Genomic DNA, 25,792 nt, shown 5'->3' with positions numbered 1-25,792 from the left:
GTTGTCGCTCGTCGCGCGGCGGGGGCGGAACCTCGTAAGGTCGTCTCCGTGTTGGACGAGATGCGGAGCCTCGGCCACAGCCGAGGCGCCGAGGCATCGAGGGGCGGCTCGACTGTCGGCGTGGGGCCGTTCCCACGCTCGCAGCAGCGTCCGCAGGCCGCTGCGGCGGGCTGTCAGTGGTCGGTCCGGGGCGGCTCCCTTCGGGTCCGGGGCGGTGCGTCAGTGTGGTGGCGTGGGCTGCCAGAGGCAGCCGCAGTCGGGGTGGCCCTTGAGGCGGAGGCGGCGGGCCATGCCGTCCACGGCGGACAGCTCGCACCAGCCGTCCACGCTGGGCGGCCGGCCGCCGTCCAGGAGGACCTGGACGTGCAGGGCCGCGAGTCCGGCGACCGCGGTCGCGAGCGCGGTGTCGCAGGCCGGTGTCGGCGCCCGCCCGGGGCCGCCCTCGGCGAGCTGGGCGAGGATCCGCGGCCAGGCGGCGTCCTCGTCCTCCCGCGCCAGGACCAGGCAGTGGCCGCACGCCGAGACGCCCGGCAGGACCAGCGGCCCGACCACCCCGTACTCCTCCACCACCCCGACGTACAGGTGCGGCACCCCGGCCCGGAGCAGCTCGCGGGCCTGGGGCGTGCCGCCGGCGAACGCGCCGCTGCCGTCCCGGGGCGCGAGCACCACCAGGTCGGGCAGCCCCGATCTCGGCCCGCGGCGGCGCCGGCCGGGGCGCCGCGCGGTGGCCCGGTCGACGGCCTCCCGGGCGGCGGTGGCCCGGAGCCGGCCGACGTCGACCGGCGGCAGCCCCGCGGGGGAGCAGTCCGCGGGGGTGACCCGGCCGGAGTCCACCACGGTGACCGTGCCGATGCCGCTCGCCGCGAGGACGGTGGCGACGGCCGCGCCGATCCGCCCGGCACCGCGGACCTCGACCGCGTGCTCGGGCCGCCGGGCCAGTACGGCGGGGGCGGCGCCGGGCGGCGCGTGGATCAGCGACAGCGAGGCGAGGTCGGGGCCGAGCAGGTCGCGGTGCGGCTGGGGGAAACGGGCCAGGGCCGCGTCCGAGGCCTCGGCGTCGTCGAGCACGCCGGCCTCCTCCAGCAGGTCGAGCAGGGAGTCGGCGGGGTCGCGCCCGAAGCCGATCCGCTCACCCTCGGCGAGCAGCTCGGGCCGGTCGCGGGTCCCGTCGACGAGGCCGAGGAACGCGCGCAGCGCCTCGTCGGCGGCGTGGCCGAGCACCCCCGCGTGCTGCGGGATGGTGCCGAACTGGAGGGTGTCCGAGTCCCGCCAGCTGCGGGAGAGGGCGGGCTTGAGGGCGAGGCGCACGGCGGTCTTCCTTCCGATGGTTTCCGGACGGCTGACGGCAGCATGCCCGATCGGGGGGACGGGGTGCGGCGGGTTGTCCACAGGGGCGGGGGCATCATCAGATGATCCGTTCGCACACCCTGTGGATAACTTGGCGTCCGGCCCGACGTCGCATTCCGGACACCTGCCGTCGGCCTTTCGTTCCCGATCGCTCCACGAAACATTTCGGCCATGGCAGCGGACTTCTGTCAGGAGGAGCGGGTAACGTCGTGTGCCATGGCAGCCGAACGGGACTCCCATCCCTCGGCGTCGCCTCGGCGTGCCCGTGCAGCGTCCGGGTCCCGCGTGGCGGCGCCGAGTACGCGCGGGCGTCCGGAGCAGCGTCCCGACCCACGGTCCGAGCAGCGCCCGGAACCGCAGCCCGGGGCCGCGCGCCAGCCGATCGACCGGTCCCGGGTGGAGGTGCGGCGCAGCGCCCGCCGCAGCCGGACGGTGTCCGCCTACCGCGAGGGCGACCGCACGATCGTGCTGATCCCGGCCCGGATGTCGCACGCGGAGGAGCAGCGCTGGGTCGCGCAGATGCTGGAGAAGCTGGCCGCGCAGGAGAGCCGCCGGGTGCTCGGTGACGACGCGCTGGTGGCCCGGGCGCGGGAGCTCTCGGCGGCCTATCTGGGCGGTCGCGCCCGGCCCGCCCAGGTCCGCTGGGTGACCAACCAGAACTCGCGCTGGGGGTCGTGCACCCCGAGCGAGCGGACGATCCGGCTCTCGCACCGGTTGCAGGGGATGCCGGAGTACGTGGTCGACTACGTGCTGCTGCACGAGCTGGCGCACCTGCTGGTGCCGGACCACGGCCCGGACTTCTGGGCGCTGCTGGAGGCGTATCCGCGGACCGAGCGGGCGCGCGGCTATCTGGAGGGCGTGGCGTCGGCGGCCCGGCTGCCGCACATCCCGGGGGCCCGGCACGAGGCCCCGTCGGAGGCCGGCCCGGCGGAGTCCTGCGGCTGAGCGCGCGAACAGGCTGAGGACGGGACGGACGACGGGAGGGGCGCGGGTCCATGTGGCCCGCGCCCCTCCCGTTATCCGGGCGCTCCCGAGTGCTTCAGCCGGTGAGTTCGCGGGCGCGCGCCACCAGGTCGCGCACGGAGTGGTCCGTGAGCTCGGGCAGGCGGTCGTAGTCGAACCAGCGCAGGTCGAGCGACTCCTCGCTGATCAGCGCCTGGGCGCCGGGCGGGGCCACCGCGATGTACTGGACGTCGAGGTGGGTGTTCTCGGGCCGGTCCTTGCCGGTGCAGCGGACCTGGTGGCGGTCGAGCTTGGCCGGGACCGGAGCGCCGTCGTGGGTGAGGAGGGCCAGATCGGGGATGCCGGACTCCTCGGTGGCCTCCCGCAGGGCGGCCGAGGCGAGGTCGCGGTCGCCGGGTTCGCAGTGCCCGCCCATCTGCAGCCACCGGCCGACCTTGGGGTGCAGGGTCAGCAGCACGCGTCCGGCGGCGGGGTCGACGACGGCGGCGCTGGCGGTGATGTGGGCGGGCAGGCAGGAGCGGTAGAGGCCGTCGGGCTGCTCGGCGAGGTGCCGGAGGTAGGCGAGGCGCAGCCGGTCCTGCTCGGGGTCGGCGGGCCGCCAGCCGTCCAGGGCGCGGACGGCGTCGGCGTGCAGGGCTCCGGCGAGGCCGGTGTCGGCGGCCGTCATGCGGTGGGCTCGTCCTTCCCGTTGTCGCCGTCGTCCTTGGTCAGGTCGGGCTTCGCGGTGCCGGGGCCCTGGCCGGTGGCGCCGCCGGCGGCGGCTTCGCCGAGCAGCTTGTCGAGGGCGTCGAAGTCGATGCCGCCCTCCAGGTCGTCACCGCCGCCCCGGTGCACGAAGGCGTCGGGGTCGTCGAGGTCGGCGGCGGTGGGGAGCATGTCCGGGTGCTGCCAGAGGTCGTCGCGGCCCTCGGTGCCGCGGGCGTCGGCGAGCAGCGCCCAGAGGCGGGCGGCGTCGCGCAGCCGGCGCGGGCGCAGTTCGAGGCCGACCAGGGTGGCGAAGGTCTGCTCGGCGGGCCCGCCGGCCGCGCGGCGGCGCCGGACGGTCTCGCGCAGCGCCCCGGCCTGCGGCAGGTGGGGCTCGGCGGCGGCGTGCACGACGGCGTCGACCCAGCCCTCGACGAGGGCGAGCGCGGTCTCCAGCCGGGCCAGCGCGGCCTTCTGCTCGGGGGTGTCCTCGGGCTGGAGCAGGCCGCCGGCGAGCGCTTCCTGGAGCGCCTCGGGGTTGCTCGGGTCGAGCTGGCCGACGAGCTCCTCCATGCGGGAGCTGTCGACCTTGATGCCGCGGGCGTAGGCCTCGACGGCGCCGAGCAGGTGGGCGCGCAGCCACGGCACATGGGCGAAGAGCCGCTGGTGGGCGGCCTCGCGCAGGGCGAGGTAGAGGCGGACCTCCTCGGCGGGCACGCTGAGGCCCTCGCCGAACTCGGCGACGTTCTGGGGCAGCAGCGCGGCCTTGCCGGCGGGGGCGAGCGGCAGGCCGACGTCGGTGGAGCCGACCACCTCGGCGGCGAGGGCGCCGAGCGCCTGGCCGATCTGGGTGCCGAACATGGCGCCGCCCATGGAGCGCATCATGCCGAGCAGCGGGCCGGCCATGGCCTGCATCTCCTCGGGCAGGACGCCGCCCATGGCGTTGCCGACGCGCTCGGCGACCGGGTCGACGAGGTCCTTCCAGACCGGGAGGGTGGCCTCGATCCACTCGGCGCGGCTCCAGGCGACGGCGGTGCCGGCACCGGAGGGGAAGGTGGTGACGCCGTCGAGCCACAGATCGGCGAGGCGCACGGCCTCGGCGACGGCGGAGCGTTCGGCGGCGCTGACGGAGCGGTCCTTGCTCTTGCCCTCGGCGGGCTCGGCGACGACGGTCTGCCGGGCGATGTCCTTGGCGAGGTCCCAGTTGACCGGGCCGCCCTCGAAGGAGAGCATCTGGCCGAGCTGCTGGAAGGCGGCGCCGAGGTCGTTGGGGTTGAGGCCGCCGAACATCGCGGCGAAGGGGTTGTCGCCGGCGCCGGGAGCGCCCGCGCCGGGGGTGCCGGGCATGCCGGGCAGGCCCATGCCGAACAGGGCGCCGAACGGGTTGCCGCCGGCGAAGCCGAAGGGCTGCGGGCCGCCGGGCTGGGCCTCGCCCTCCTCCTTCTTCTTCCGGTCGTCGTCGGGCTTGGCCTTGCCGTCCTCGGGCTCCTCGGGCGGAACGCCGAATCCGAAGGGAAGGTCGCTCACGGGGTCCTCGATCCGGTCGGCCGTCATACGGGTGGTGGCGGTGAATCTGCGCGCCCGGGGCGGTGGGCGGAGTGGGGGACTCCCGGCCGACGGGCGGCTCCCGCACGGCTGGCCCGCGCCGGGTGCACCGCCGGGCCTTCGCCTCGGGCAGGATGGACGTACGTGACACACGTACGTACGCACATAAGCTAACCGTGGAGGATGGCCGGTGAGTTCCCCGCCCTCGGACGTTCGCTCTGGGCTGACCGGAGGAGAGGACGCCCCGGACATCACGGCGTCGCCGCCTCCAGCCTATGCCGGAAAGCCGCTGACCGTGGCCGTCACGGGCGCCGCCGGGGTGCTCGGCGAACGGGTCGCGGCCCGCCTGGTGGCCTCGCCGGGGGTGAAGCGCGTCCTGGCCGTCGACGACCGGCGCGGCGAGGTGCCGGGGGTGCAGTGGCGGGTCCTGGACGTGCGGGACCCGGCGGTCGCGGAGCGGCTGTCCGGGGTGGACGTCGTGGTGCACCTGGCGATGGACCTGGGCATGGAGTCCGACCCGCGGGCGCGCAGCGCCTACAACGTGCGCGGCGCGCAGACGGTGCTGACGGCGGCCGCGGCGGCCGGGGTGCCCCGGGTGGTGCTGTGCACCTCGGCGATGGTCTACGGCGCGCTGGCGGACAACGAGGTGCCGCTGGCGGAGGACTCGGAGCTGCGGGCGACCGAGGAGGCCTCGCTGGTCGGGGACCTGCTGGAGATCGAGCGGCTGGCGCGGCGCGCGCCGCGGGCGCACCCGGGGCTGCAGGTGACGGTGCTGCGCCCGGCGGTGGTGGTCGGCCCGGGCGTGGACACGGTGCTGACGCGGCACTTCGAGGCGCCGCGGCTGCTGGTGGTGGCCGGCTCGCGCCCGTGCTGGCAGTTCTGCCACGTGGACGACCTGGCGGCGGCGCTGGAGTACGCGGTGCTGGGCCTGGTCGAGGGCGAGGTGACGGTCGGCTGCGACGGCTGGCTGGAGCAGGAGGACGTGGAGCGGCTGTCCGGGATCCGGCGGATGGAGCTGCCGGCCTCGCTGGCGCTGGGGACCGCGGCGCGGCTGCACCGGCTGGGGCTGACGCCGGCGCCGGCCGGGGACCTGGCGTACACGATGTACCCGTGGGTGGTGTCGGGGAGCCGGCTGCACGAGGCGGGCTGGCGTCCGGCGCACACCAACGAGGAGGTGCTGGCGGAGCTGCTGGCGCAGGTGGCGGGCAAGCACGCGGTGGCCGGGCGGCGCCTGGGCGGCAAGGAGGCGGCGACCAGCCTGGGTGCGGCGGGGGCGACGGTGGCGCTGGTGGGCACGGCGGCGCTGGTGCGGCGAGCGCGCAAGCGGCGCCGGTTCTGACCGGTTCCGGGCGGTGGCCCCGGGCGGTGTCCGGGGCCCGCCCGGGATGGGCAATCATGGGGGCATGTCCGAGAACCACGACCCGATCCGCCTGCTCGCGATCCGCGACACGCCGCTCTCGCTCGACGAGGTCCACGAGGCGGTCGGCGACGACGCGGCCGGCGGGACGACCGTCTTCGTCGGGACGGTCCGCGACCACGACGGCGGCCGGCCGGTCTCCGTGCTGGAGTACAGCTGCCACCCGTCGGCGGAGCGGGAGCTGCGCCGGGTCGCCGAGAAGGTCGTCGCCGACTTCCCGGTCCGGGCGCTGGCCGCGGTGCACCGGGTGGGCCGGCTGGGGATCGCCGACAAGGCCGTGATTGTCGCCGTGTCCTGCGCGCACCGCGGCGAGGCGTTCGAGGCGGCCCGCCGGCTGATCGACGACCTCAAGCACGAGGTGCCGATCTGGAAGCACCAGGTGTTCGCGGACGGCGGCGAGGAGTGGGTCGGCGCCGGCGACTGCTGAGTACCCGCCGGACCCCCGTGTCGCGCAGGCGCGCCGGTCGCTCACCCGAACGGGTGTGGGCCGGTGCGTCCGATACTCCCTGGAAGTGAGCCGATCGGCCGTGCCGTAACCCGGACGGCGCCCGCGGCGTTGTCCGCCGGGATGGTTAATCTGCTCATAGACACGACGAGCTGGGAGTACTGAGATGGCTGCGCTCGCCTGGTTGATCATTCCCTGCGTCGCCGCGGTGCTGGCCACCGTGTGGGCGGGTTGGGCCCAGCGGGCCCCGAGAGCGACGGGGGACCCGGCCTCGCTGGCCGAGCACCAGCGGTTCATGGCCGCGATGGAACGCACCACGGCCGCCGGCGCCCCGCAGGAGCGCCCGGAGCGGTAGAACGCCTCCCGGGGGCCGGGGCCGGTGGGGCCCGGCCCGCCGGGCGCGCCGTCACCGGCGTCCCGTACTGTCGAGGCATGCCACGCCGCTCTGCGACGATGCTCGCCGCCACCCTGCTGCTCATAGCGCTGCTCTGCGCCTCGGTGCTGATGAAGGTGCCGTACACCGAGATGAGCCCGGGCCCGACGTACAACACGCTCGGGGTGCAGGAGAAGACGGGGACCCCGGTGATCACCATCACCGGCCACGAGTCGTTCCCGGCGAGCGGGCACCTCAACATGACGACCGTCCAGGTCACCGGCGCCAAGTACGAGCCGAGCCTGGTCAACGCGGTGGTCGGCTGGCTGCGCGACGACGTGCTGGTGGTGCCGCACGACAACGTCTACCCGAAGGGCCAGACCGACGCCGACGCCAAGCGGCAGAACGCCGAGGAGTTCGCGCTCTCCGAGGACCACGCCCGCACCGCGGCGCTGAACCAGCTGGGCATCCCGATGGGCAGCGAGCTGATCGTCCAGAGCGTCACCGCCGGCGCCCCGGCCGAGGGCCGGCTGCACGCCGGGGACCAGATCATCGCGGTCGACGGCACCCCGGTCGCCGACGCGGACGCGGTCGCCAAGGCGGTCACCCGGCACCAGCCCGGCGAGTCGGCGGTCTTCACCGTGGTGCCGCGGGTCAAGGAGGGCTCGGCCGAGCCGGGGGTGCGCACCGACATCGGCGTCCCGACCGTGAAGTCGCCGGACACCGGCGCCGCGATGGTCGGCATCCGCCCCGGCCTGCGGCACACCTACCCGTTCCGGATCGACATCGGGCTGCAGGACGTCGGCGGCCCGAGCGCCGGCCTGATGTTCTCGCTCGGCATCATCGACAAGCTGACCCCGGGCGACCTGACCGGCGGGCGGTTCGTGGCCGGCACCGGCACCATCACCGACGAGGGCGAGGTCGGCCCGATCGGCGGCATAGCGATGAAGCTGATCGCCGCCCGGGACGCGGGCGCCGAGTACTTCCTCGCCCCGGGGGCGAACTGCGCCGAGGCCGCCAAGAACACCCCGTCCGGGCTGAACCTGGTCAAGGTGGAGACGCTGGACGGAGCGCTGAAGGCGCTGGAGCAGATCCGCTCCGGGCAGACCTCCGCGCTGCCGTCCTGCACGTCCTAGGCGATCAGGGGATCAGGGGATCAGGAGAAGGTCGCCAGCAGCGCGGCGGTCAGGCCCGGCACCAGGTCGGGGCCGGTCAGCACCTCGCGGGCGGTGTCCTTGGAGCGCAGCCGCAGCGCGATCTCCTTGCTGCCGTCGCGCAGCACGGCGGCGGTGATCCGCACCTCCTCGCGCTTGGGGTGGTTGGCCACCCACTCGGCGAGCTGGGCGTCGCTGGCGTTGCGCGGGCGGGACTGCTCGGCGCCCGGCGGCAGCATCAGCCGCTCGACGACCAGGGCGCAGCCGGCCACCGCGCCGGGCCAGGCGATGGTGCCGAGGAACTTGTCCAGCTCCATGCCGGCGGGCAGCTCGTCCTGCTCGACCGGGGTGAGGCCGGGCTGGTCGCCGTCGGCGAGGCCGAGCTGCTCGGCGATGCGGGGGTCGGCCTTGCGCAGGGCGGCGCTGTCCACCAGGGCGAAGAGGCGGGCCGGGAGGTCCCAGCCGAGGGTGGCGGCGTACTCGTCGATCTCCAGGGCGGCCCGGGTCAGCGGGCTGCCGGCCGGGAGGGTGGAGACGTCGTCGGGGAGGTTGGATCCATCGGACATGCCTCAATCCTCACACGCCGGGCACCCGGCGCGTGGCGCCCGCCGCCGCGGGGCACGGGAGGGGGTGCGGGACGGGCCCGGGGGAGAGGTCCGGGGAGGGCCGGGGGGAGGGGTTGTCGTAACCGTCTGCTAACGGTGGGAACTCGGCCAAAGACTGGTTAAGTTGCACTGAAGACCGACCGACTCAAGACGACACAGCTGAGGTGCCACCGTGGTATTCCAGATGCCGGAACGCTCAGGACCGGGGTTCCGGCGAAGAGTGGGACCGCCCTCCCGGCGAGCGAGGGTGGCCCTGCTGACCCTGGGCGTGCTCGCGGTGCTGTTCCTGCTGTTCGTCATGTTCGCCGGGTTCTGGACGGACTGGCTCTGGTTCAGGTCGGTGCGCTACTCGTCGGTCTTCACCACCCAGCTGTGGACGAAGATCGGCCTGTTCGCGGTGTTCGGCCTGCTGATGGCGGTGATCGTCGGCTTCAACGTGTGGCTGGCGCACCGGCTGCGCCCGCCGCTGTCGGCGATGTCGGTGGAGCAGCAGAGCCTGGACCGCTACCGCTCGGGCCTGGCGCCGTTCAAGCGCTGGGCACTGCTCGGGATCTCGCTGGTGATCGGGCTGGTGGCGGGTGCCGCCGCCTCGGGCCAGTGGCGGACCTGGCTGCTGTGGACCAACGCGACGCCGTTCGGCACCAAGGACCCGCAGTTCGGCAAGGACGTCTCGTTCTACGCCTTCGACCTGCCGTTCTACGAGTTCCTGCTGGGCTTCGCGTTCAGCGCGGTGATCGTCTCGCTGCTGACCTCGACGCTGGTGCACTACCTGTACGGGGGGCTGCGGCTGCAGGGGCCGGGGCGGCGGGCGAGCACCGGCGCGCAGGGGCACCTGGCGGTGCTGCTGGGCGTGTTCGTGCTGCTGAAGGCGGTGGCGTACTGGCTGGACCGGTACGCGCTGGCGGTGAAGACCGGTTCCTACAAGGGCGTGTCCGGCTGGACCGGCCTGCGGTACGTGGACGCCAACGCGTTCCTGCCGGCGAAGACCATCCTGTTCTTCGTCGCGGTGATCTGCGCGGTGCTGTTCTTCCTGACCCCGGTGCGCCGCACCTGGGCGCCGGCCCTGATCGGCCTGGGCCTGATGGTGCTGTCGGCGGTGCTGATCGGCGGGGTGTACCCGGCGATCGTGCAGCAGTTCCAGGTCAAGCCGAACGAGCAGGCCAAGGAGACGCCGTACATCCAGAAGAACATCGACGCGACGCGTGAGGCGTACGGGATCGCCGACAGCGAGGTCGTCCAGTACGAGCCGGCGAACGGGACCAGCGCGGACGCGCTGAAGCCGGACGCCCAGACCATCTCGGACATCCGTCTGCTGGACCCCAACGTGGTCGGCCCGACGTTCCAGCAGAACGAGGCGCTGCGCAAGTACTACGCCTTCCCGAAGTCGCTGGACGTCGACCGCTACGGCGACCAGGACACCGTGCTGGGCGTGCGCGAGCTGGACCTGAACGGCATCCAGCGCAACTGGATCAACGACCACTTCAACTACACCCACGGCTACGGCGTGATCGCGGCCAAGGGCAACCAGGTGGACGCCAACGGCAACCCGGTCTACACCGAGTCGGCGCTGCCGACCAAGGGCGCGTTCGGCGACTACCAGCAGCGGATCTACTACGGCGAGAAGACGACGACGTACTCGATCGTCGGCGGCGGCTACCAGGACATCGACTACACCGCGGAGAACGGCACCCCGGTGCACTTCTCCTACGACGGCGACAGCGGGGTCGGGCTGGGCAACCCGCTGACCCGGGCCGCGTACGCGGTGAAGTTCGCCGAGCCGCAGATCCTCTACTCCAGTGCGATCCGCGACGGCGCGAAGATCATCTACGACCGCACCCCCAAGGAACGGGTCGAGAAGGTCGCGCCGTGGCTGTCGATCGACGCCGACCCGTACCCGGTGGTGGAGAACGGCCGCGTGGTGTGGGTGCTGGACGGCTACACCACCTCGGACGGCTACCCCTTCTCCTCGAAGACGACGCTGGGCGACGTCACCAAGGACTCGCTGACCAACCAGCGCGGTGAGCTGCTGACCGCCGCGAACCAGGTCAACTACATCCGCAACTCGGTCAAGGCCACCGTGGACGCGTACACCGGCGAGGTGACGCTCTACCAGTGGGACGAGAACGACCCGGTGCTGAAGACCTGGATGAAGGCGTTCCCGGGCACGGTGAAGGCCAAGGGCGACATCCCGGCGGAGCTGAAGCCGCACCTGCGCTACCCGCAGGACATGTTCAAGGTGCAGCGCGACCTGCTCGCCGAGTACCACATGACCGACGCCGGCGGCTTCTTCAACGGCACCGACATCTGGCAGGTGCCGACCGACCCGACGACCAACACCAACGAGGTGCAGCCGCCGTACTACCTGACCGTCCGGATGCCGGACGCGAAGGAGGCGTCGTTCTCGCTCACCACGACCTTCTCGCCGCAGGGCCGCGACAACCTGGCCGCGTTCATGTCGGTCAGCGCCGACCCGGGCCCGGACTACGGGAAGATCCGGATCGCCAAGATCCCGACCGGCGCGGGGGCGCTCGGCCCCAAGCAGGTGCAGGCGAAGTTCAACTCGGACCCGCTGGTCGCCAACCAGCTGACCCTGCTGAAGACCGGCACCGACTCCGACATCGAGTACGGCAACCTGCTGACCCTGCCGGTCGGCGGCGGCCTGCTGAACGTCGAGCCGGTGTACCTGATCGGCCGCAGCGCCAAGGTGCCGGTGCTGAAGAAGGTGCTGGCGACGTACGGCAACGAGAACGCGGTCGTCGCGGTGGAGGACAACCTGGAGAAGGCGCTGGCCAAGGTGCTCGGCGGGGCCGCACCCGGTGCGCCGGTCACGCCGACGGCGCCCGGCACCACGCCGACCAACCCGACCAACCCGACCACGCCGGCCAACCCGGGCACGCCGACCACCCCGACCACGCCGGTGCCGGGGGCCACGGTCTCGCCGGAGCTGCAGAAGGCGATCGCGGACGCGGTGAAGGCCAACAACGACAGCCAGACCGCGTTCAAGAACGGTGACTGGGTGGCCTGGGGCCAGGCCCAGAAGGCGCTCAACGACGCGCTCAAGGCGGTCGAGGCAGCCGAGCAGAAGGCCGGGATCACCCCGGCCCCGGCGCCGACCGGCACGGCGCCGGCCACCCCGCCGGCGACCGGTGCGGCCTCGCCCGCACCGAGCAGCGGCCCCTGAGCTGCGGCGATCCCGCGGTAACCGATTTCGGCTCCATCCCGCGCCCGTGCTATGGTTTAACCACCGACGCGGGGTGGAGCAGCTCGGTAGCTCGCTGGGCTCATAACCCAGAGGTCGCAGGTTCAAATCCTGTCCCCGCTACTCAGTAGCACGAAGGCCCGGAGGATTCTTCCTCCGGGCCTTCGGCGTTTGCGCGCGCGGACGGGCGGGGCCGCTCCGGTACCATCGAGCGTCGCCAAGGACGACGGCAGCGGGGTTTGTGGGGGCCAAGTGTCGGGAAATCGACAAAGCGCCGAAGCAATTTCGTCGGCTTCGGGTCCGCCCCGCCGAAATCGGCCGGGGCAGGTGTACGCGGGTTGCGGGTGATGCGACGATGGGACAGATGGGGGACGCTGCCCGGCTGCTGACCGGCCGTCGGGTCCGCGCGCTCCCCGTGGGGTCCCCCCGGCCCCGGGCCGGACGACGACGCCGCGACACTCGGGGGGAGTGGGAGTCGGCATGAGGCTGATCGGCAGGAACGGGGCAGGGGCGAGGCCGGCGGCGACCACCGAGGCGGACACCGAGGCCTGGGCGGAGAGCCCCGAACGGCAGCCCGGCGCCCTGCCCGCCCAGCGCACCAGCGGTCTGGCCGAGCGCCGCCCCGCGGCCGGCTGGGGCCCGGACTCCCTGGTGCACGTCCCGGCCGGCGGTCTCGCCGCGCCCGGTGCCCGCGGCGCGCCCTCCGACGGATCCGCCGGCCCCGGTGTCGAGAGCGACACCGGTTTCGACTCGGCCAGCTTCGAGACCGCGCTCGCCGCCCGCGAGCAGGCCGCCCTGGAGGCCCGGCACCGGCGCGCCGCCGACGACGGCGACCCGGACGCCGCCGCCCGGCTCGGCACCCTGCTGCTGCGCCGCGGCGACCTGGAGGACGCCGAACCGTACCTGCGTGGCGCCGCCGCCGCCGGGCTGCGGGCCGCCGCCAACAACCTCGGCGTGCTGCTGCACCAGCGCGGCCACCGGGCCGAGGCCGCCCAGTGGTGGCGCCAGGCCGCGGTGGCCGGCAGCGCGCCCGCCGCCCACGCGCTCGGCCTGCAACTGCGCGACCAGGGGGAGGAGGAGGCCGCCGAGTACTGGCTGCACTTCGCCGCCGACCACGGCCACCCGCTGGGCGCCTACGCGCTGGGCGACCTCATGGAGCACCGCCGGGACGTGCGTGCCGAGCGGTGGTTCAAGGTGTCCGCGGACGCCGGGCACCGGGAGGCCGCCTACCGGCTGGCCCGGATGCGCGAAGCAGCCGGGGACAAGGAGACCGCCGAGGCCTGGTACCGGATCGCCGCCGCCCGCAGCCACGCCCGCGCCGCGCTGCGCCTGGGCGTGCTGCTGGAGGACCGGGCCGGCGGCGAGCAGGCGCTGCTGGAGGAGGCGGCCCGCTGGTACCGGCAGTCGGCGCAGAACGGCGAGCCGCGGGCCGCGTGCGCGCTGGGCTACCTGCTGCGCGACGGCGGGGACCTCGTCGCGGCCGCCGAGTGGTGGCAGGAGGCGGCCGAGGCGGGCGACGGCAACGCCGCCAACGCGCTGGGCGCGCTGCACGCCTCGCGCGGCGAGGCGGCCGAGGCGGAGCGCTGGTACCGCGGCGCGCTGGAGGCCGGCGACCAGAACGGCGCGTTCAACCTGGGCCTGCTGTGCGCCGGCGCGGGCCGCGACCAGCAGGCCGAGCAGTGGTACCGCCGGGCCGCGTACGCCGGGCACCGGGAGGCGTGCAACGCGCTGGCCGTGGTGCTGCTGCAGCGCGGCGACGAGTCGGGCGCCGAGCCGTGGTTCTCCAAGGCCGCCGAGGCGGGCAGCGTGGACGGCGCGTTCAATCTCGGCGTGCTGCACGCCGGGCGCGGCGAGCACCGGCAGGCGCAGGAGTGGTACGCGCGCGCCGCCGCGGAGGGGCACGGCGAGGCGGCGCTGCAGCTGGCCGTGGTGCAGGAGCAGCGCGGCAACGCGGCGGGGGCGCTGGAGCGCTACCGGCAGGCGGCGGCGGGCGGCTCGGCGGAGGGCGCGTTCCGGCTGGCGTCGGTGCTGGACCGGCGCGGGGACGCGGACGCGGAGGCCGAGCACTGGTACGCGGTGGCGGCCGACGCCGGGCACCGCCGGGCGCAGGTGCGGATGGGGGTGCGGGCGGCCGAGCGGGGGGCGCTGCAGATCGCCGAGAGCTGGTACCGGCGGGCGGCGGAGGCGGGCAGCCGCAGCGCGGCGTTCAACCTGGGGCTGCTGCTGGCCCGGCAGGACAGCGAGGCCGAGGCGATGCTCTGGTACACCCGGGCGGCGGACGCCGGGCACGGGCGGGCGGCGCTGCGCCTGGCGCTGCTGGCGCTGCGCCGGGGGGAGCCGGTGCTGGCGGAGGGCTGGTGCCGGCGGGCCGCGGACTACGGGCCGGCGGAGGTCGCCGAGCGGGCGGGCCGGCTGCTGGGCGCGCTGCACGCGGAGCTGAGCGCGTAGCCGGGCGCGCGGTGTGCCCGAGGGCGTGCGGGGGAGGCGTGCGCGCGGGGGTGTTTCAGGGCCGGGCGGCGGAGCAGTCCGGGCACAGGCCGCGGTAGGTGATCTCGGCGCCGGAGAGGGTGAAGCCGAACCGCTCGGCGGCGGGCAGCGCGGCCAGCGGGTCGCCCTCGGGGTGGACGTCACGGATGGCGCCGCAGCCGTAGCAGACCAGGTGCTGGTGCGCGTGGTGCGCGTTGGGGTCGTAGCGCTTGGCGCGGCCGTCGGTGGCGACCTCCAACACCTCGCCGAGGCCGACGAGTTCACCGAGCGTGTTGTAGACGGTGGCGCGGCTGATCTCCGGCAGGCGCTCGACCGCGCGGGCGTGCACCTCGTCGGCGGTCAGGTGGACGTGCTCGCCGTCGAGGACCTCCGCCACGACCCGGCGCTGCGAGGTCAGCCGCCATCCACGTCCGCGAAGTCTCTCCAGCAGGTCACTCATGGACTCAGGGTAAGTGACACTCCGACTTTGGTTCCAGTGTTGACTTAGACAAAGTCCAAGTTAGGATCGGTTCGTCACGACCGGATCACGCGGAGGCCCCCTCACATGACTACCCAGGACGAGCTGCGCCCCACCCTCACCACGGAGGCGGGTGCCCCCGTCGCCGACAACCAGAACACCGAGACCGCCGGCGTCGGCGGCCCGGCGCTGATCCAGGACCAGCAGCTGTTCGAGAAGCTGGCGCACTTCAACCGCGAGCGCATCCCGGAGCGCGTGGTGCACGCCCGCGGCGCCGGCGCCTACGGCACCTTCACGGTGACCGCGGACGTCACCGCGTACACCCGGGCCGCCTTCCTCTCCGAGGTCGGCAAGCAGACCGAGACCTTCCTGCGCTTCTCCACCGTCGCCGGCAACCTCGGCGCGGCGGACGCGGTGCGCGACCCGCGCGGCTTCGCGCTGAAGTTCTACACCGAGGAGGGCAACTACGACCTCGTCGGCAACAACACCCCGGTGTTCTTCATCAAGGACGCCAGCAAGTTCCCGGACTTCATCCACACCCAGAAGCGCGACCCGTACACCGGCTCGCAGGAGGCGGACAACGTCTGGGACTTCTGGGGGCTGTCGCCCGAGGCCACCCACCAGGTGACCTGGCTGTTCGGCGACCGCGGCATCCCGGCGTCGTACCGGCACATGGACGGCTTCGGCTCGCACACCTACCAGTGGCAGAACGAGGCCGGCGAGTACTTCTGGGTGAAGTACCACTTCAAGACCGACCAGGGGATCCGCACCCTCACCCAGGCCGAGGCCAACAAGCTCGCCGGCGAGGACCCGGACAGCCACCAGCGCGACCTGCGCGAGTCCATCGAGCGCGGCGAGTTCCCGAGCTGGACGGTCAGCGTCCAGATCATGCCCGCCGCGGATGCGGCGGACTACCGCTTCAACCCGTTCGACCTGACCAAGGTCTGGCCGCACGCGGACTACCCGCTGGTCGAGTTCGGCAAGCTGGAGCTGAACCGCAACCCCGACAACGTCTTCGCCGAGGTCGAGCAGTCGATATTCTCGCCGTCGCACTTCGTGCCCGGCATCGGCCCGTCCCCGGACAAGATGCTGCAGGGCCGGCTGTTCGCCTACGCGGACGCCCACCGCTACCGCGTCGGCATCAACGCCGACCACCTGCCGGTCAACCGCCCGCACGCCACCGAGGCGCTCACCAACCACCGCGACGGCCACCTGTACGACGGCCGCCACGGGCGCCGCAAGAACTACGAGCCGAACAGCTTCGGCGGTCCGGTGCAGACCGGCCGCCCGCTGTGGGCGCCGGTTCCGGTCGACGGCGTCACCGGCACCCACGAGGCGCCCTCGCACGCCGAGGACAACGACTTCGTGCAGGCCGGCGACCTCTACCGGCTGATGGGCGAGGACGAGAAGCAGCGGCTGGTCGCCAACCTGTCCGGCTTCATCGCCAAGGTCTCCTCCGACCGCGAGGACATCGTCGAGCGGGCGGTCGACAACTTCCGCAAGGCCGACGCCGATTTCGGCCGGCGGCTGGAGACCGCGGTGCGCGAGCTGCGCAAGCAGCGCTGACGCATCGCGACGCGGGGCCCGGTGAGGGGACCCGCTGAGCAGCGGGCCCCGAGTGCCGCCGGAGAACCGGCACTCGGGGCCCGCACGGCAATTCGCCCGCTCGCCTCTCGCCTCGGGGCGGGGGCGCACGGCAATTCCCCGCTCGCCTCTCGGCTCGGGGCGGGGGCGCTCCGGGCTCAGACGCTCAGGCGGCGCAGCGCCTCCTCGTGCAGCAGGCCGTTGGAGGCGACGGCGTCGGCGCCGCCGGGGCCCGGGACGCCGTCCAGGCCGGTGAAGCGACCGCCGGCCTCCTCGACGATGACGCAGTTCGCCGCCATGTCCCACAGCGACAGCTCCGGCTCGGCGGCGATGTCCACCGCGCCCTCGGCGACCATCATGTAGGACCAGAAGTCGCCGTAGGCGCGGGTGCGCCAGCAGGCCCGGGTGAGGTCGAGGAACGGGTCGAGGCGCCCGCGCTCCTCCCAGCCGGTGAGCGAGGAGTAGGAGAAGGAGGCGTCCTCGATCCGCGAGACGCCGGAGACCTGGATCCGGGAGGCCTTGGCGAGGCTGCGGCCGGCGAACGCGCCGAGGTCCTTGGCGGCCCACCAGCGGCGGTTGAGCGCGGGGGCGGAGACGATGCCGACGACGGGGCGCGCCACGCCGTCCGGACCGTCCTCCAGCAGGGCGATCAGGGTGGCCCAGACCGGGACGCCGCGGATGTAGTTCTTGGTGCCGTCGATCGGGTCGATCACCCAGCGGCGCGGGCCGGAGCCCTGCAGGCCGAACTCCTCCCCGAGCACCGCGTCACGCGGGCGGGCCCGCTGCAGGACGCTGCGCACCAGCTCCTCGGCGGCCTTGTCGGCGTCGCTGACGGGGGTCAGGTCGGGCTTGGTCTCGACCCGCAGGTCGAGCGCGCGGAAGCGCTCCAGGGTGACCGAGTCGGCCGAGTCGGCGAGGACATGGGCGAGTCGGAGGTCGTCGTGGTAATCGGCCATGGTCGAAACCCTAGCGCGGAGCACGCCCAGGGCACGCAGCCCGCGAGCGGGTCGCGGCGGCGAGCGGGCTGCTAATGGGCCGACCCGCTCAGCTGGAGGCCGATGACTCCGGCGATGACGAGGGAGATCGAGACGAGTTTGAGCACCGAGGTGGACTCGCCGAGGAAGAGCATGCCGTAGATCGCGGTGCCGGCGGCGCCGATGCCGGTCCACACCGCGTAGGCGGGGCCGACCGGGAGGGTCTTCAGGGAGAGGGTCAGCAGGCCGAAGCTGCCGAGGGCGAAGACGCAGAAGCTGATGGTGGGCCAGAGCTTGGTGAAGCCCTCGCTGAGCTTGAGGTTGATCGCGAAGCCGGTCTCCAGCAGGCCGGCCAGGACAACCAGGGCCCATGCCATCGCGTGCTCTCCCTGTCGGTCGGCGGGATCGGTCGGCGGGCCGGACCGTGATCCGGCCCGACTTTCCTATGATCACCGCGAGAGGGCGCTCCGACACCTCGAATGCGGAAACCGGCCCGGCGACGGCCGTCAGTCGCCCTCGCGGGCCTCCTTGCTGGCCAGCACGCGGCGCAGCGAGTAGAGCCGGGCGGGGTCGGCGTGCCCGTCGGCCACCCAGGCGTCCAGGGCGCAGTCCGGCTCGTCGTGGCTGCACGCGCGCGGGCAGTCCTCGGTGCCGGGCTCCAGGTCGGGGAAGGCGTGGATGACCCGGGACGGGTCGATGTGGGAGAGGCCGAAGGAACGGAAGCCGGGCGTGTCGATCACCCAGCCCGCGTCCAGCGCCTTCTTGGAGCCGGGCTTGGCGCCGGGCGGCGGCGGCAGCCGCAGCGCGAGCGCGGAGACGGTGGTGTGCCGGCCGCGGCCGGTGACGGCGTTGACCCGGCCGGTGGTCCGCTGCCGCTCCGGGACTAGGGCGTTGACCAGGGTGGTCTTGCCGACGCCGGAGTGGCCGATGAACACCGTGCGCAGCCCGCGCAGGTGCTCGCGGACGGCCTCGGCGCCGGTGGTCTCCAGCTCGTCGCGGCGGGTGACGACGTACTGGATGCCGAGCGGCGCGTAGGACTCCAGCAGCGGTTCGGCCGGGGCCAGGTCGGCCTTGGTGAGGACGAGCAGCGGCTCCATGCCCGCGTCGTAGGCGGCGACCAGGCAGCGGTCGATCAGCCGGGGCCGGGGCTCCGGGTCGGCCAGCGCGGTGACGATGGCGAGTTGCTCGGCGTTGGCGACGACGATCCGCTCGTAGGGGTCGTCGTCGTCCGCGGTGCGCCGCAGCACCGAGGTGCGCTCCTCGACCCGGACGATCCGGGCCAGGGTGTCGGCGTCCCCGGAGAGGTCGCCGACCAGGGAGACGGTGTCGCCGACGACGACGCCCTTGCGGCCCAGCTCGCGGGCCTTCATCGCGACGACCTCGTGCTCCTGCTTCGTCCCCGGGTCGACCAGGCAGGTCAGCCGGCCGCGGTCGACGGTGAGCACCATCGCCTCGGCGGCGTCCTCGTGCTTGGGCCGGATCCGGGTCCGCGGCCGGGAGCCCCGGCGCGCGGGGCGGTTGCGGATGTCGTCCTCGTCGGCGTCCTTGCCGTAGCGGCGCATGTGCCCAGTCTCCCGCTCAGCCGCCCGCCACCGGTCCGGCGAGCAGTTCGTCCCACATGGCGGGGAAGTCCGGCAGGGTCTTGGCGGTGGTGGCCACGTTCTCCACCTGGACGCCGGGCACGGCCAGGCCGATCACCGCGGCGGCGGTGGCCAGCCGGTGGTCCTCGTAGGTGTGGAAGACGCCGCCGGTCAGCTTGCGCGGGCGGATCCGCAGGCCGTCCTCGGTCTCGCTGACGTCGCCGCCGAGGCCGTTGATCTCCTTGGCGAGGGCGGCCAGCCGGTCGGTCTCGTGCAGCCGCAGGTGGGCGATGCCGTAGAGGTGGGACTCGGAGTCGGCGAGGGCGGCGACGGCGGCGATCACCGGGGTGAGCTCGCCGACGTCGTGCAGGTCGGCCTCGATGCCGTGGATCCGGCCGGTGCCGGTGAAGCGCAGGCCCTCGTCGGTGAACACGCAGCTGCCGCCCATCCGGGTGTAGAGGTCGCGCAGCTGGTCGCCGGGCTGGGTGGTGTGCTTCGGCCAGTCGCGGACGGTGACCTGGCCGCCGGTGACCAGGGCGGCGGCGAAGAACGGCGCGGCGTTGGAGAGGTCGGGCTCGACGACCAGGTCGCGGCCGAGCAGGGCGCCGGGGGTGACCCGCCAGACGTCCTTCTCGCCGCCGTCCTCGGGGGCGTCGACCTGGACGCCGGCCAGGCGCAGCATGTCGACGGTCATCCGGATGTGCGGCAGCGAGGGGACCGGGCCGCCGACGTGCCGGACCTCGACGCCGTTGTTGTAGCGGGCGCCGGAGAGCAGCAGGGCGGAGACGAACTGGGAGGAGGCGGAGGCGTCGAGCTCGACGGTGCCGCCGTCGAGGGCGCCGGTGCCGTGCACGGTGAGCGGGAAGGTGCCGCGGCCGCCGTCCTCGATCCGGGCGCCGAGCGCGCGCAGGGCGTCGATGACGCCGTGCTGGGGGCGCTCGTGGCTGCGCGGGTCGCCGTCGAAGTGGACCGGGCCGTCGGCGAGGACGGCGAGCGGGGGCAGGAAGCGCATGACCGTGCCGGCGTTGCCGACGTCGACCGAGGCGGGGCCGCGCAGCACGGGGGCGGGGATGACCCGCCAGGCCTCGCCGCCGCCGGTGCCGCCGGTGTCGTTGTTGACCTGCTCCTCGATGGTGACGCCGAGGGCGCGCAGGCCGTCGGCCATCAGCTGGGAGTCGCGGCTGCGCAGCGGGCGGCGCACCCAGCCCGGGCCGTCGGCGAGTGCCGCCAGCACCAGGGCCCGGTTGGTGACCGACTTGGAGCCGGGGATGGTGACGGTGGCGTCCACGGGGGTGGTCGCGACGGGGGCGGGCCACAGGGTCTCGGTCATGGGCCCAAGTCTAGGGGCCGTGTCGCGGCTCGCCCGTTCGCCTCCGATGCGGGGGCGCGGGGGGTCACAGGGGGTGCAGCAGCCAGCTCGCGCCGAGGGCGAGCGCGGCGAGGGCGGTGATCAGGAAGAGGGTGGTCCAGGCGAGGCCGGGGACGCCGGTGAGCCGGGCGAGCTGGTCGGCGTCGGAGTCGGGGGCCCGGCCGTGGCGGCGCTGGCGCTGGAGTTCGAGGACCGGTCGGACGGCGCCGATCAGCAGGAACCAGGTGCCGAGGTAGGCGAAGGCGGCCTGGACCTCGGGGGAGCCGAACCAGGAGACCAGGAAGAAGGCGCCGCCGGCGAGCAGCACGCTGAGGAAGCCGAAGGCGTTGCGGATCCGGACCAGCAGGGCGAGCAGCAGGGCGATGGCGAGCCAGAGCAGCAGGGTGACGCGGTCGGCGGCGAGCAGGGCGGCGCAGCCGAGGCCGAGCAGGGCGGGGGTGGTGTAGCCGGCGGCGAGGGTGAGGAGCATGCCGGGGCCGGTGGCGCGGCCGTAGGAGAGGGTGAGGCCGGAGGTGTCGGAGTGCAGCCGGATCCCGGCGAGCCTGCGGTTGGTGGCGACGGCGGCGAGGCCGTGGCCGCCCTCGTGGGCGATGGTGACGGCGCCCCGGGCGATCCGCCACAGCGGGCGGACGAGGACGGTGAGCAGGGCGGCGGCGCCGGTGGCGAGCGCGAGCCAGCCGGGCGGGTCGGGCTGGGTGCCGGTGACGGCGGTCCACAGCTCGTCGAGGGTCCTGGCGTCCATGGGGTCTCCTCCGCCTCGGTTCGGCCGTCTCTCCCGGGGTGGCAGCCTGCCATGGGGAGGACGGCGGTCCGGGGGCGGGTGGTTCTGGGGACCGGACGCGGGCCCGGGGGCGGCCGGGTCCGTGGCAAGCTGACGGTATGTGTGGTCGCTTCGCCGCGAGTAGCCGGCCCGGGGACATCGTCGAGCTGTTCGGTGTCCAGCAGTGGGATCCGGCGGAGACGCTGGCCCCGAGCTGGAACGTCGCGCCGACGCAGAGCGCCTTCGTGGTGCTGGAGCGGCAGGCGAAGGGGGCCGCGGCGCCGGTGCGCCAGCTGCGGGTGCTGCGCTGGGGGCTGGTGCCGCAGTGGGCGAAGTCGCCGGAGACGGCGGTGAAGATGATCAACGCCCGGGCGGACACGGTGCACGAGAAGCCGGCCTACCGGCAGGCGTTCGCCTCGCGCCGCTGCGTGCTGCCGGTGGACGGCTACTACGAGTGGCAGACGGTGCCGGCGGAGCGGGGCCGGGCGCGCAAGAAGCCGTTCTTCGTGTCCCGGGCGGACGGCGCGCCGCTGGCGCTGGCGGGGCTGTACGAGTTCTGGCGCAACCGGGCGGTGCCCTCGGACCACCCGGAGGGCTGGCTGGTGACGTTCACGGTGGTGACGACGGAGGCGGAGGAGCTGCTGGCGCCGATCCACGAGCGGATGCCGCTGTACCTGGACCCGGGGTCGTTCGACGCGTGGCTGGACCCGGGGCTGGACGACAGCGGGTCCGAGGAGCTGCGGCGGCTGCTGATACCGCCGCCGCCGGGCGCGCTGCGGGTGACGCCGGTGTCGCCGGAGGTCGGCAGCATCCGCAACGACCACGCCGGGCTGACCGAGCCCTACACCGAGGTCGAGTACGAGACCACCCTGTTCTGACCCCCGCTCCCCGTTCGAGAGGACCACCGCCGTGACCGCCGCGAAGACCGCCCCCGTGACCACGGAGCCGGTGCCCACACCCGCCGGGGACGCCCGGATCACCCTGCACCCGGCCCCCGCGCCGCGCGCGGTGCTGGCACTGGGGCACGGCGCCGGCGGCGGGATCGAGGCGCGGGACCTCGCGGCGCTGGCCGCCGCCCTGCCCGCCCGGGGGGTGTCGGTGGCGCTGGTGGAACAGCCCTGGCGGGTGGCGGGGCGGAAGGTGGCGCCCGCGCCGAGGACGCTGGACGCCGGCTGGGAGCCGGTGGCGGAGCGGCTGGCCGGGGCGGGCCTGCCGCTGGTGGTGGGCGGGCGCAGCGCCGGGGCGCGGGTGGCCTGCCGGACGGGGGCGGCGAGCGGGGCGGTGGGGGTGGTGGCGCTGGCGTTCCCGCTGCACCCGCCGGGCCGGCCGGAGAAGAGCCGGGCCGGGGAACTGCTCGGTTCGGGGTTGCCGACACTGGTGGTCCAGGGGGCGACGGATCCGTTCGGCGGGCCGGCCGAGTTCCCGGAGCTGCCGGCCTCGCACGAGCTGGTGGGGCTGCCGGCCGGCAATCACGGTTTCGAGGTGGCGAAGCGGGCGGCGGTGGGGCAGGAGGAGCTGCTGGACCTGGTCGTCGCGGCGGTCGGGGACTGGGTGCTGCGGGTGGTGTGAGCCGGGCCGCCGGGGGCCGGGAATGCGGGCGGGGCCGCGGTGGTTGACACGGTCGTCAGATGGAGTCCCGGTGGAAGGCAGGGCTGATGGGTTCGATCGCGTGCCCCGAGCGGCCGGAGGAGCGCGAGGCCGCGTCGGCGTTCGCTCCCTCCTGGTCGGACTGGCTAGTCGCGGGCGAGAAGCCCGTCAGCCCGATATCCTCCCTTTCGGGGCGGCCCGCGGTGGGCCGTGTCCGTCATGCCGAGGAGGTGGGTCCGGTCGTCGGGACCGAGCACGAGGCCGAGCCGGGCCGGGGCCCGGGGGAGGGTCTGCCCGCGGGCGAGGCGCTCACCGGTGAGGAGCTGGCCGAGGCGATCGGTGAGGACACCTTCCGGGTGTCGGCGGAGGAGACCGAGGAGGCCCGGCGGGAGCGCTTCGAGCGCGACGCCCTGGGCTACCTGGATCCGATGTACTCGGCCGCGCTGCGGATGACCCGCAACCCGGCCGACGCGGAGGACCTCCTGCAGGAGGCGTTCGCGAAGGCGTACGCGTCGTTCCACCAGTTCCGCGAGGGCACCAACCTCAAGGCGTGGCTGTACCGGATCCTCACCAACACCTTCATCAACTCGTACCGCAAGAAGCAGCGGGAGCCGCAGCGCACCGCCGCCGAGGAGATCGAGGACTGGCAGCTGGCCCGGGCCGAGTCGCACATGTCGACGGGTCTGCGCTCGGCGGAGACCCAGGCCCTGGACCACCTCCCGGACAGCGATGTGAAGGACGCCCTCCAGGCCATCCCGGAGGAGTTCCGCATCGCCGTCTATCTCGCGGACGTAGAGGGCTTTGCGTACAAGGAGATCGCGGACATCATGGGTACTCCCATCGGTACGGTGATGTCCCGGCTGCACCGCGGCCGCCGTCAGTTGCGCGGCATGCTGGAGGATTACGCCCGTGAGCGCGGGCTCGTCCCGGCCGGCAGCGGGGCAGGGCAGGAAGCGAAGGGCTCGGGCTCATGAGCTGCGGCGATCCGCACGACACCGAGTGTGGCGAGGTCCTCGACCACCTCTACGAATTCCTCGACAACGAGATGGCCGAGGGCGACTGCGTCAAGCTGCGCGTGCACTTCGAGGAGTGCTCGCCCTGCCTGAAGCAGTACGGGCTGGAGCAGGCGATCAAGGCGCTGATCAAGCGTTCCTGCGGCTGCGACGACACCCCGGCGGACCTGCGCGGCAAGGTGCTGGCCAGGATCGACTCGATCCGGGCCGGGCAGCGGTCGGGCGAGGCGGTGGTGGTCGCGGTCGAGACCACGGTCGAGGTGCACGCCGAGGCGGCCGGTGAGCCGTCCGGGCCGGGCCGGGCCACGGAGGCGGCGGCCGGGACCTGAGCACGGGTGCGCCGGACGGCGCACGGCGGACCGAGAACGCGGGCGGCCCCGGAAGCGGATGCTTCCGGGGCCGCCGTCTGTCCGCGTCCCCTCCGGCGGCGCCCGGCCGTCACTCGTTCGAGTGAGTTGGCGGTGTGCCAGCAGCGGCATTGCGCGATCACGCGTCCCCGTGCCGGAGTGGCGCCCTATCCTCCTGACGGACGCTCACCACCGCCGGTCGGCCGTCGCTTCGGCGCGCCCGGGCGGGCGGGGGAGGGCGGGCCGGGACGACGGGCCAGGGCGGCACGGGCCAGCACGCGGGGAGGTCGATATCGCTACCGACACCGGAGACGAGGACACCGGAGACGCGGACCTGCCGCCGGCCGCCGCGGGCTACCTGGTGGCCGTGCCGGTGGTGGCGCTCTGCTGCCTGCTGCCGTTGCTGCCGCTGCCCGCCCCGGTGGCCGCTGCCCACTGGCTGGGCGCCCCGGTGGACTGGCCGGAGGTCGCGCTGCTGGCCTTCCTGCACGGCTGCTGGGAGTCGCTCGCCCAGGGCCTGTCGACGCCCTGCCTGCGGCTGGGGCGGCTGCTGCTGCGCCGCCCGCCGCTGCGCGCCCGCCGGCCGGTGCGGCCCGGCGTCAACGCCTTCTTCCCGGTGCTGTTCGCCGGGGTGCTGATGCTTCCGCCGGCCGCCGCCGCGCTGGTCGCCGTCCCCGCGGCGCTGCTCGGGGCCGGGACGGCGGCGGACTGCCGCCGGCGCCAGGTGTGGAACGGCGCGCAGCTCGCGCTGTCCGCCTTCGCGGCCTCGGCGGTGTTCCACCTGCTGGCCGGCCCGCAGCTGCTGCTGGGCTCCCGCTTCCCCGCCGCGCTGCTGCCCGCGTTCGCCGCGCTCGGCGCGTTCTGCCTGGTCAATGGCGCCCTGGTGGGCGGCATGCGGCTGCTGGCGGAGGGCCGGCGGCCGGCCGGACCGCGGCGCGGCGCCTCCGCCGCGCCGGAGCTGCCGGGGGTGCCGGTGCTGGTGCACGCGGCGGGCGGGCTGATGCTCGCCGTGCTCTGGCAGGGCCCGTACGGCGCGTTCGCGGCGCTGCTGGCCCTGCTGCCGCTGACCATCTCGGCGTGGGTGTTCGCCCAGGGGCACCGGGAGCGCGACGCCCACCGGGCGACCGTCCAGGCGCTGGTCCAGGCGGTGGAGATCAAGGACGCCTACACCCGGGGTCACAGCGAACGGGTCGGCCGGGCGGCGGTGCTGATCGCCGATCAGCTGGGCATGGAGGCCGAGCGGCTGCGCACCCTGCGGTACGCGGGCATCCTGCACGACGTCGGCAAGCTCGGCGTGGCCACCGAGCTGCTGCGCAGAAACGGTCCCCTCACCGAGGAGGAGCGCCGGGCCGTCGAGGTGCACCCGGTGCACGGGTACGAGCTGGTGCGCGGGATCGCCTTCCTCGGCGAGGCGCACGCCGGGATCCTGCACCACCACGAGCGGGTGGACGGCCGCGGCTACCCGGCCGGGCTGGCCGGCGAGCAGATCCCCGAGTTCGCCCGGATCATCTCGGTCGCCGACGCCTTCGACTCGATGACCTCCACCCGCTCCTACCGGCGCGGCCGGCCGGTCGCCGAGGCGGTCGCCGAGCTGGAGCGCTGCTCGGGCAGCCAGTTCGATCCGCTGATGGTGCGGGCGCTGGTGGCCGCGCTGGCCGTGCACGACTGGCAGCCGGTGCTGCCGACCTCCCCGGACTGCATCAAGGCGGTGCCGGACATCCCGCTCGGCGTCCCCGAACCGGCCCGGGCGGCCCCGGGCGGGGTGCCCGGCCAGGGCGGTGGCGGCGGCGTGCCGACGGCCGGGGCGTCATGAGCGCGCGGCGGGGCGCGTCGGCCTCACCGGACGGCGCGCGGCAGCTGCCGGGCGCCGGGCGCGCGGATGCACAGGAGGGGTGCGCCGGC

General features: G+C 74.3%; 23 protein-coding genes and 1 tRNA gene. 14 read left to right on the top strand and 10 right to left on the bottom strand.

Going from position 1 to position 25,792, the window contains the following annotated elements:
• Positions 1 to 219 precede the first annotated feature (219 nt).
• Positions 220 to 1,308 carry a ThiF family adenylyltransferase gene (locus ABTX81_RS26040; RefSeq protein WP_350549902.1) on the bottom strand — a complete coding sequence of 363 codons (1,089 nt, stop codon included), beginning with the start codon at positions 1,306 to 1,308 and terminating at the stop codon, positions 220 to 222.
• 255 nt (positions 1,309 to 1,563) lie between these two features.
• Here ABTX81_RS26040 and ABTX81_RS26035 point away from each other — a divergent pair, with 255 nt between their 5' ends.
• Positions 1,564 to 2,292, top strand: coding sequence for a M48 metallopeptidase family protein (locus ABTX81_RS26035; RefSeq protein ID WP_502892859.1), 729 nt, complete (start codon positions 1,564 to 1,566; stop codon positions 2,290 to 2,292).
• A gap of 94 nt (positions 2,293 to 2,386) precedes the next feature.
• On the opposite strand, the gene ABTX81_RS26030 is transcribed toward ABTX81_RS26035, so the two are convergent.
• Positions 2,387 to 2,977 (bottom strand): NUDIX hydrolase, encoded by a 591-nt coding sequence (locus tag ABTX81_RS26030; RefSeq protein ID WP_350549899.1) that lies wholly within the window; start codon positions 2,975 to 2,977, stop codon positions 2,387 to 2,389.
• On the bottom strand, positions 2,974 to 4,521 hold the full coding sequence (locus tag ABTX81_RS26025; protein WP_350549896.1) for a zinc-dependent metalloprotease: 1,548 nt from the start codon (positions 4,519 to 4,521) through the stop codon (positions 2,974 to 2,976). The genes ABTX81_RS26030 and ABTX81_RS26025 overlap by 4 nt, the downstream gene beginning before the upstream one ends.
• A 208-nt stretch (positions 4,522 to 4,729) precedes the next feature.
• Between ABTX81_RS26025 and ABTX81_RS26020 the strand changes: the two genes are divergently transcribed.
• The 4 genes from ABTX81_RS26020 to ABTX81_RS26005 all read left to right on the top strand — a co-directional run bounded on the left by ABTX81_RS26020 (position 4,730) and on the right by ABTX81_RS26005 (position 7,910).
• Entirely contained in the window at positions 4,730 to 5,878 is a 1,149-nt protein-coding gene (locus tag ABTX81_RS26020) for an NAD-dependent epimerase/dehydratase family protein (RefSeq protein WP_502892858.1), read from the top strand.
• Between the two features lie 64 nt (positions 5,879 to 5,942).
• Positions 5,943 to 6,383 (top strand): molybdenum cofactor biosynthesis protein MoaE, encoded by a 441-nt coding sequence (locus ABTX81_RS26015; protein WP_350549893.1) that lies wholly within the window; start codon positions 5,943 to 5,945, stop codon positions 6,381 to 6,383.
• A gap of 184 nt (positions 6,384 to 6,567) precedes the next feature.
• Positions 6,568 to 6,756, top strand: coding sequence for a hypothetical protein (locus tag ABTX81_RS26010; protein WP_350549890.1), 189 nt, complete (start codon positions 6,568 to 6,570; stop codon positions 6,754 to 6,756).
• A gap of 77 nt (positions 6,757 to 6,833) precedes the next feature.
• The gene (locus tag ABTX81_RS26005; protein ID WP_350549888.1) at positions 6,834 to 7,910 is read left to right on the top strand and encodes a YlbL family protein; all 1,077 of its coding nucleotides are present in this window, start codon (positions 6,834 to 6,836) and stop codon (positions 7,908 to 7,910) included.
• Positions 7,911 to 7,930: 20 nt separating this feature from the next.
• Here ABTX81_RS26005 and ABTX81_RS26000 read toward each other — a convergent pair whose 3' ends face one another.
• Positions 7,931 to 8,494 (bottom strand): PPA1309 family protein, encoded by a 564-nt coding sequence (locus tag ABTX81_RS26000; protein ID WP_350549885.1) that lies wholly within the window; start codon positions 8,492 to 8,494, stop codon positions 7,931 to 7,933.
• A 223-nt stretch (positions 8,495 to 8,717) separates the two neighbouring features.
• Here ABTX81_RS26000 and ABTX81_RS25995 point away from each other — a divergent pair, with 223 nt between their 5' ends.
• The 3 genes from ABTX81_RS25995 to ABTX81_RS25985 all read left to right on the top strand — a co-directional run bounded on the left by ABTX81_RS25995 (position 8,718) and on the right by ABTX81_RS25985 (position 14,180).
• The gene (locus ABTX81_RS25995; RefSeq protein WP_350549882.1) at positions 8,718 to 11,714 is read left to right on the top strand and encodes a UPF0182 family membrane protein; all 2,997 of its coding nucleotides are present in this window, start codon (positions 8,718 to 8,720) and stop codon (positions 11,712 to 11,714) included.
• Positions 11,715 to 11,781: 67 nt separating this feature from the next.
• Positions 11,782 to 11,855, top strand: a tRNA-Met gene (locus tag ABTX81_RS25990).
• 357 nt (positions 11,856 to 12,212) lie between these two features.
• Positions 12,213 to 14,180: a tetratricopeptide repeat protein gene (locus tag ABTX81_RS25985; protein WP_350549879.1), complete on the top strand. Its 1,968-nt coding sequence runs from the start codon at positions 12,213 to 12,215 to the stop codon at positions 14,178 to 14,180.
• Positions 14,181 to 14,235: 55 nt separating this feature from the next.
• On the opposite strand, the gene ABTX81_RS25980 is transcribed toward ABTX81_RS25985, so the two are convergent.
• A complete protein-coding gene (locus ABTX81_RS25980) occupies positions 14,236 to 14,658 on the bottom strand; it encodes a Fur family transcriptional regulator (RefSeq protein ID WP_350549876.1) in 423 nt (140 codons plus the stop codon).
• Positions 14,659 to 14,763: 105 nt separating this feature from the next.
• On the opposite strand from ABTX81_RS25980, the gene ABTX81_RS25975 reads away from it, so the two are divergent.
• Positions 14,764 to 16,242, top strand: a complete 1,479-nt coding sequence (locus ABTX81_RS25975; RefSeq protein WP_350549873.1) for a catalase — start codon at positions 14,764 to 14,766, stop codon at positions 16,240 to 16,242.
• A gap of 176 nt (positions 16,243 to 16,418) precedes the next feature.
• On the opposite strand, the gene hisN is transcribed toward ABTX81_RS25975, so the two are convergent.
• From hisN to ABTX81_RS25950, 5 genes are all read right to left on the bottom strand, one after another.
• Positions 16,419 to 17,216 carry a histidinol-phosphatase gene (gene hisN / locus ABTX81_RS25970; RefSeq protein ID WP_350549871.1) on the bottom strand — a complete coding sequence of 266 codons (798 nt, stop codon included), beginning with the start codon at positions 17,214 to 17,216 and terminating at the stop codon, positions 16,419 to 16,421.
• Positions 17,217 to 17,287: 71 nt separating this feature from the next.
• Positions 17,288 to 17,611, bottom strand: a complete 324-nt coding sequence (locus ABTX81_RS25965) for a DMT family transporter (protein WP_350549868.1) — start codon at positions 17,609 to 17,611, stop codon at positions 17,288 to 17,290.
• A 129-nt stretch (positions 17,612 to 17,740) separates the two neighbouring features.
• Positions 17,741 to 18,796 carry a ribosome small subunit-dependent GTPase A gene (gene rsgA / locus ABTX81_RS25960; RefSeq protein WP_350549865.1) on the bottom strand — a complete coding sequence of 352 codons (1,056 nt, stop codon included), beginning with the start codon at positions 18,794 to 18,796 and terminating at the stop codon, positions 17,741 to 17,743.
• A gap of 16 nt (positions 18,797 to 18,812) precedes the next feature.
• Entirely contained in the window at positions 18,813 to 20,144 is a 1,332-nt protein-coding gene (aroA, locus tag ABTX81_RS25955) for a 3-phosphoshikimate 1-carboxyvinyltransferase (RefSeq protein ID WP_350549862.1), read from the bottom strand.
• Between the two features lie 64 nt (positions 20,145 to 20,208).
• The gene (locus tag ABTX81_RS25950) at positions 20,209 to 20,925 is read right to left on the bottom strand and encodes a M50 family metallopeptidase (protein WP_350549859.1); all 717 of its coding nucleotides are present in this window, start codon (positions 20,923 to 20,925) and stop codon (positions 20,209 to 20,211) included.
• Between the two features lie 137 nt (positions 20,926 to 21,062).
• Between ABTX81_RS25950 and ABTX81_RS25945 the strand changes: the two genes are divergently transcribed.
• The 5 genes from ABTX81_RS25945 to ABTX81_RS25925 all read left to right on the top strand — a co-directional run bounded on the left by ABTX81_RS25945 (position 21,063) and on the right by ABTX81_RS25925 (position 25,703).
• Positions 21,063 to 21,821 carry an SOS response-associated peptidase gene (locus ABTX81_RS25945; RefSeq protein WP_350549857.1) on the top strand — a complete coding sequence of 253 codons (759 nt, stop codon included), beginning with the start codon at positions 21,063 to 21,065 and terminating at the stop codon, positions 21,819 to 21,821.
• A gap of 31 nt (positions 21,822 to 21,852) precedes the next feature.
• Positions 21,853 to 22,512: an alpha/beta hydrolase family protein gene (locus ABTX81_RS25940; RefSeq protein ID WP_350549854.1), complete on the top strand. Its 660-nt coding sequence runs from the start codon at positions 21,853 to 21,855 to the stop codon at positions 22,510 to 22,512.
• Positions 22,513 to 22,760: 248 nt separating this feature from the next.
• Positions 22,761 to 23,504, top strand: coding sequence for a sigma-70 family RNA polymerase sigma factor (locus ABTX81_RS25935; protein ID WP_502892857.1), 744 nt, complete (start codon positions 22,761 to 22,763; stop codon positions 23,502 to 23,504).
• The gene (gene rsrA / locus ABTX81_RS25930) at positions 23,501 to 23,872 is read left to right on the top strand and encodes a mycothiol system anti-sigma-R factor (RefSeq protein WP_350549852.1); all 372 of its coding nucleotides are present in this window, start codon (positions 23,501 to 23,503) and stop codon (positions 23,870 to 23,872) included. The genes ABTX81_RS25935 and rsrA overlap by 4 nt, the downstream gene beginning before the upstream one ends.
• Positions 23,873 to 24,251: 379 nt before the next feature.
• Positions 24,252 to 25,703 carry an HD-GYP domain-containing protein gene (locus tag ABTX81_RS25925; protein ID WP_350549849.1) on the top strand — a complete coding sequence of 484 codons (1,452 nt, stop codon included), beginning with the start codon at positions 24,252 to 24,254 and terminating at the stop codon, positions 25,701 to 25,703.
• The last annotated feature ends 89 nt before the right edge of the window (positions 25,704 to 25,792 follow it).

Source organism: Kitasatospora sp. NPDC097605, assembly GCF_040302725.1.
In the GTDB taxonomy this organism is placed as follows: domain Bacteria; phylum Actinomycetota; class Actinomycetes; order Streptomycetales; family Streptomycetaceae; genus Kitasatospora.
The sequence above is the reverse complement of the archived record's forward strand: the minus strand, read 5'-3'. Positions and strand labels throughout refer to the sequence as shown.

Excerpts from the sequence above, each read along its gene's own strand:
- ABTX81_RS25995 (WP_350549882.1), top strand. The coding sequence starts at position 8,718 with ATGCCGGAACGCTCAGGACCGGGGTTCCGGCGAAGAGTGGGACCGCCC.
- hisN (WP_350549871.1), bottom strand. The coding sequence starts at position 17,216 with ATGGCCGATTACCACGACGACCTCCGACTCGCCCATGTCCTCGCCGAC.
- ABTX81_RS25945 (WP_350549857.1), top strand. The coding sequence starts at position 21,063 with ATGTGTGGTCGCTTCGCCGCGAGTAGCCGGCCCGGGGACATCGTCGAG.
- rsgA (WP_350549865.1), bottom strand. The coding sequence starts at position 18,796 with ATGCGCCGCTACGGCAAGGACGCCGACGAGGACGACATCCGCAACCGC.
- rsrA (WP_350549852.1), top strand. The coding sequence starts at position 23,501 with ATGAGCTGCGGCGATCCGCACGACACCGAGTGTGGCGAGGTCCTCGAC.
- ABTX81_RS26010 (WP_350549890.1), top strand. The coding sequence starts at position 6,568 with ATGGCTGCGCTCGCCTGGTTGATCATTCCCTGCGTCGCCGCGGTGCTG.
- aroA (WP_350549862.1), bottom strand. The coding sequence starts at position 20,144 with ATGACCGAGACCCTGTGGCCCGCCCCCGTCGCGACCACCCCCGTGGAC.
- ABTX81_RS25985 (WP_350549879.1), top strand. The coding sequence starts at position 12,213 with ATGAGGCTGATCGGCAGGAACGGGGCAGGGGCGAGGCCGGCGGCGACC.
- ABTX81_RS25975 (WP_350549873.1), top strand. The coding sequence starts at position 14,764 with ATGACTACCCAGGACGAGCTGCGCCCCACCCTCACCACGGAGGCGGGT.
- ABTX81_RS26000 (WP_350549885.1), bottom strand. The coding sequence starts at position 8,494 with ATGTCCGATGGATCCAACCTCCCCGACGACGTCTCCACCCTCCCGGCC.
- ABTX81_RS26030 (WP_350549899.1), bottom strand. The coding sequence starts at position 2,977 with ATGACGGCCGCCGACACCGGCCTCGCCGGAGCCCTGCACGCCGACGCC.
- ABTX81_RS26035 (WP_502892859.1), top strand. The coding sequence starts at position 1,564 with ATGGCAGCCGAACGGGACTCCCATCCCTCGGCGTCGCCTCGGCGTGCC.
- ABTX81_RS25965 (WP_350549868.1), bottom strand. The coding sequence starts at position 17,611 with ATGGCATGGGCCCTGGTTGTCCTGGCCGGCCTGCTGGAGACCGGCTTC.
- ABTX81_RS25980 (WP_350549876.1), bottom strand. The coding sequence starts at position 14,658 with ATGAGTGACCTGCTGGAGAGACTTCGCGGACGTGGATGGCGGCTGACC.
- ABTX81_RS26015 (WP_350549893.1), top strand. The coding sequence starts at position 5,943 with ATGTCCGAGAACCACGACCCGATCCGCCTGCTCGCGATCCGCGACACG.
- ABTX81_RS25950 (WP_350549859.1), bottom strand. The coding sequence starts at position 20,925 with ATGGACGCCAGGACCCTCGACGAGCTGTGGACCGCCGTCACCGGCACC.
- ABTX81_RS26005 (WP_350549888.1), top strand. The coding sequence starts at position 6,834 with ATGCCACGCCGCTCTGCGACGATGCTCGCCGCCACCCTGCTGCTCATA.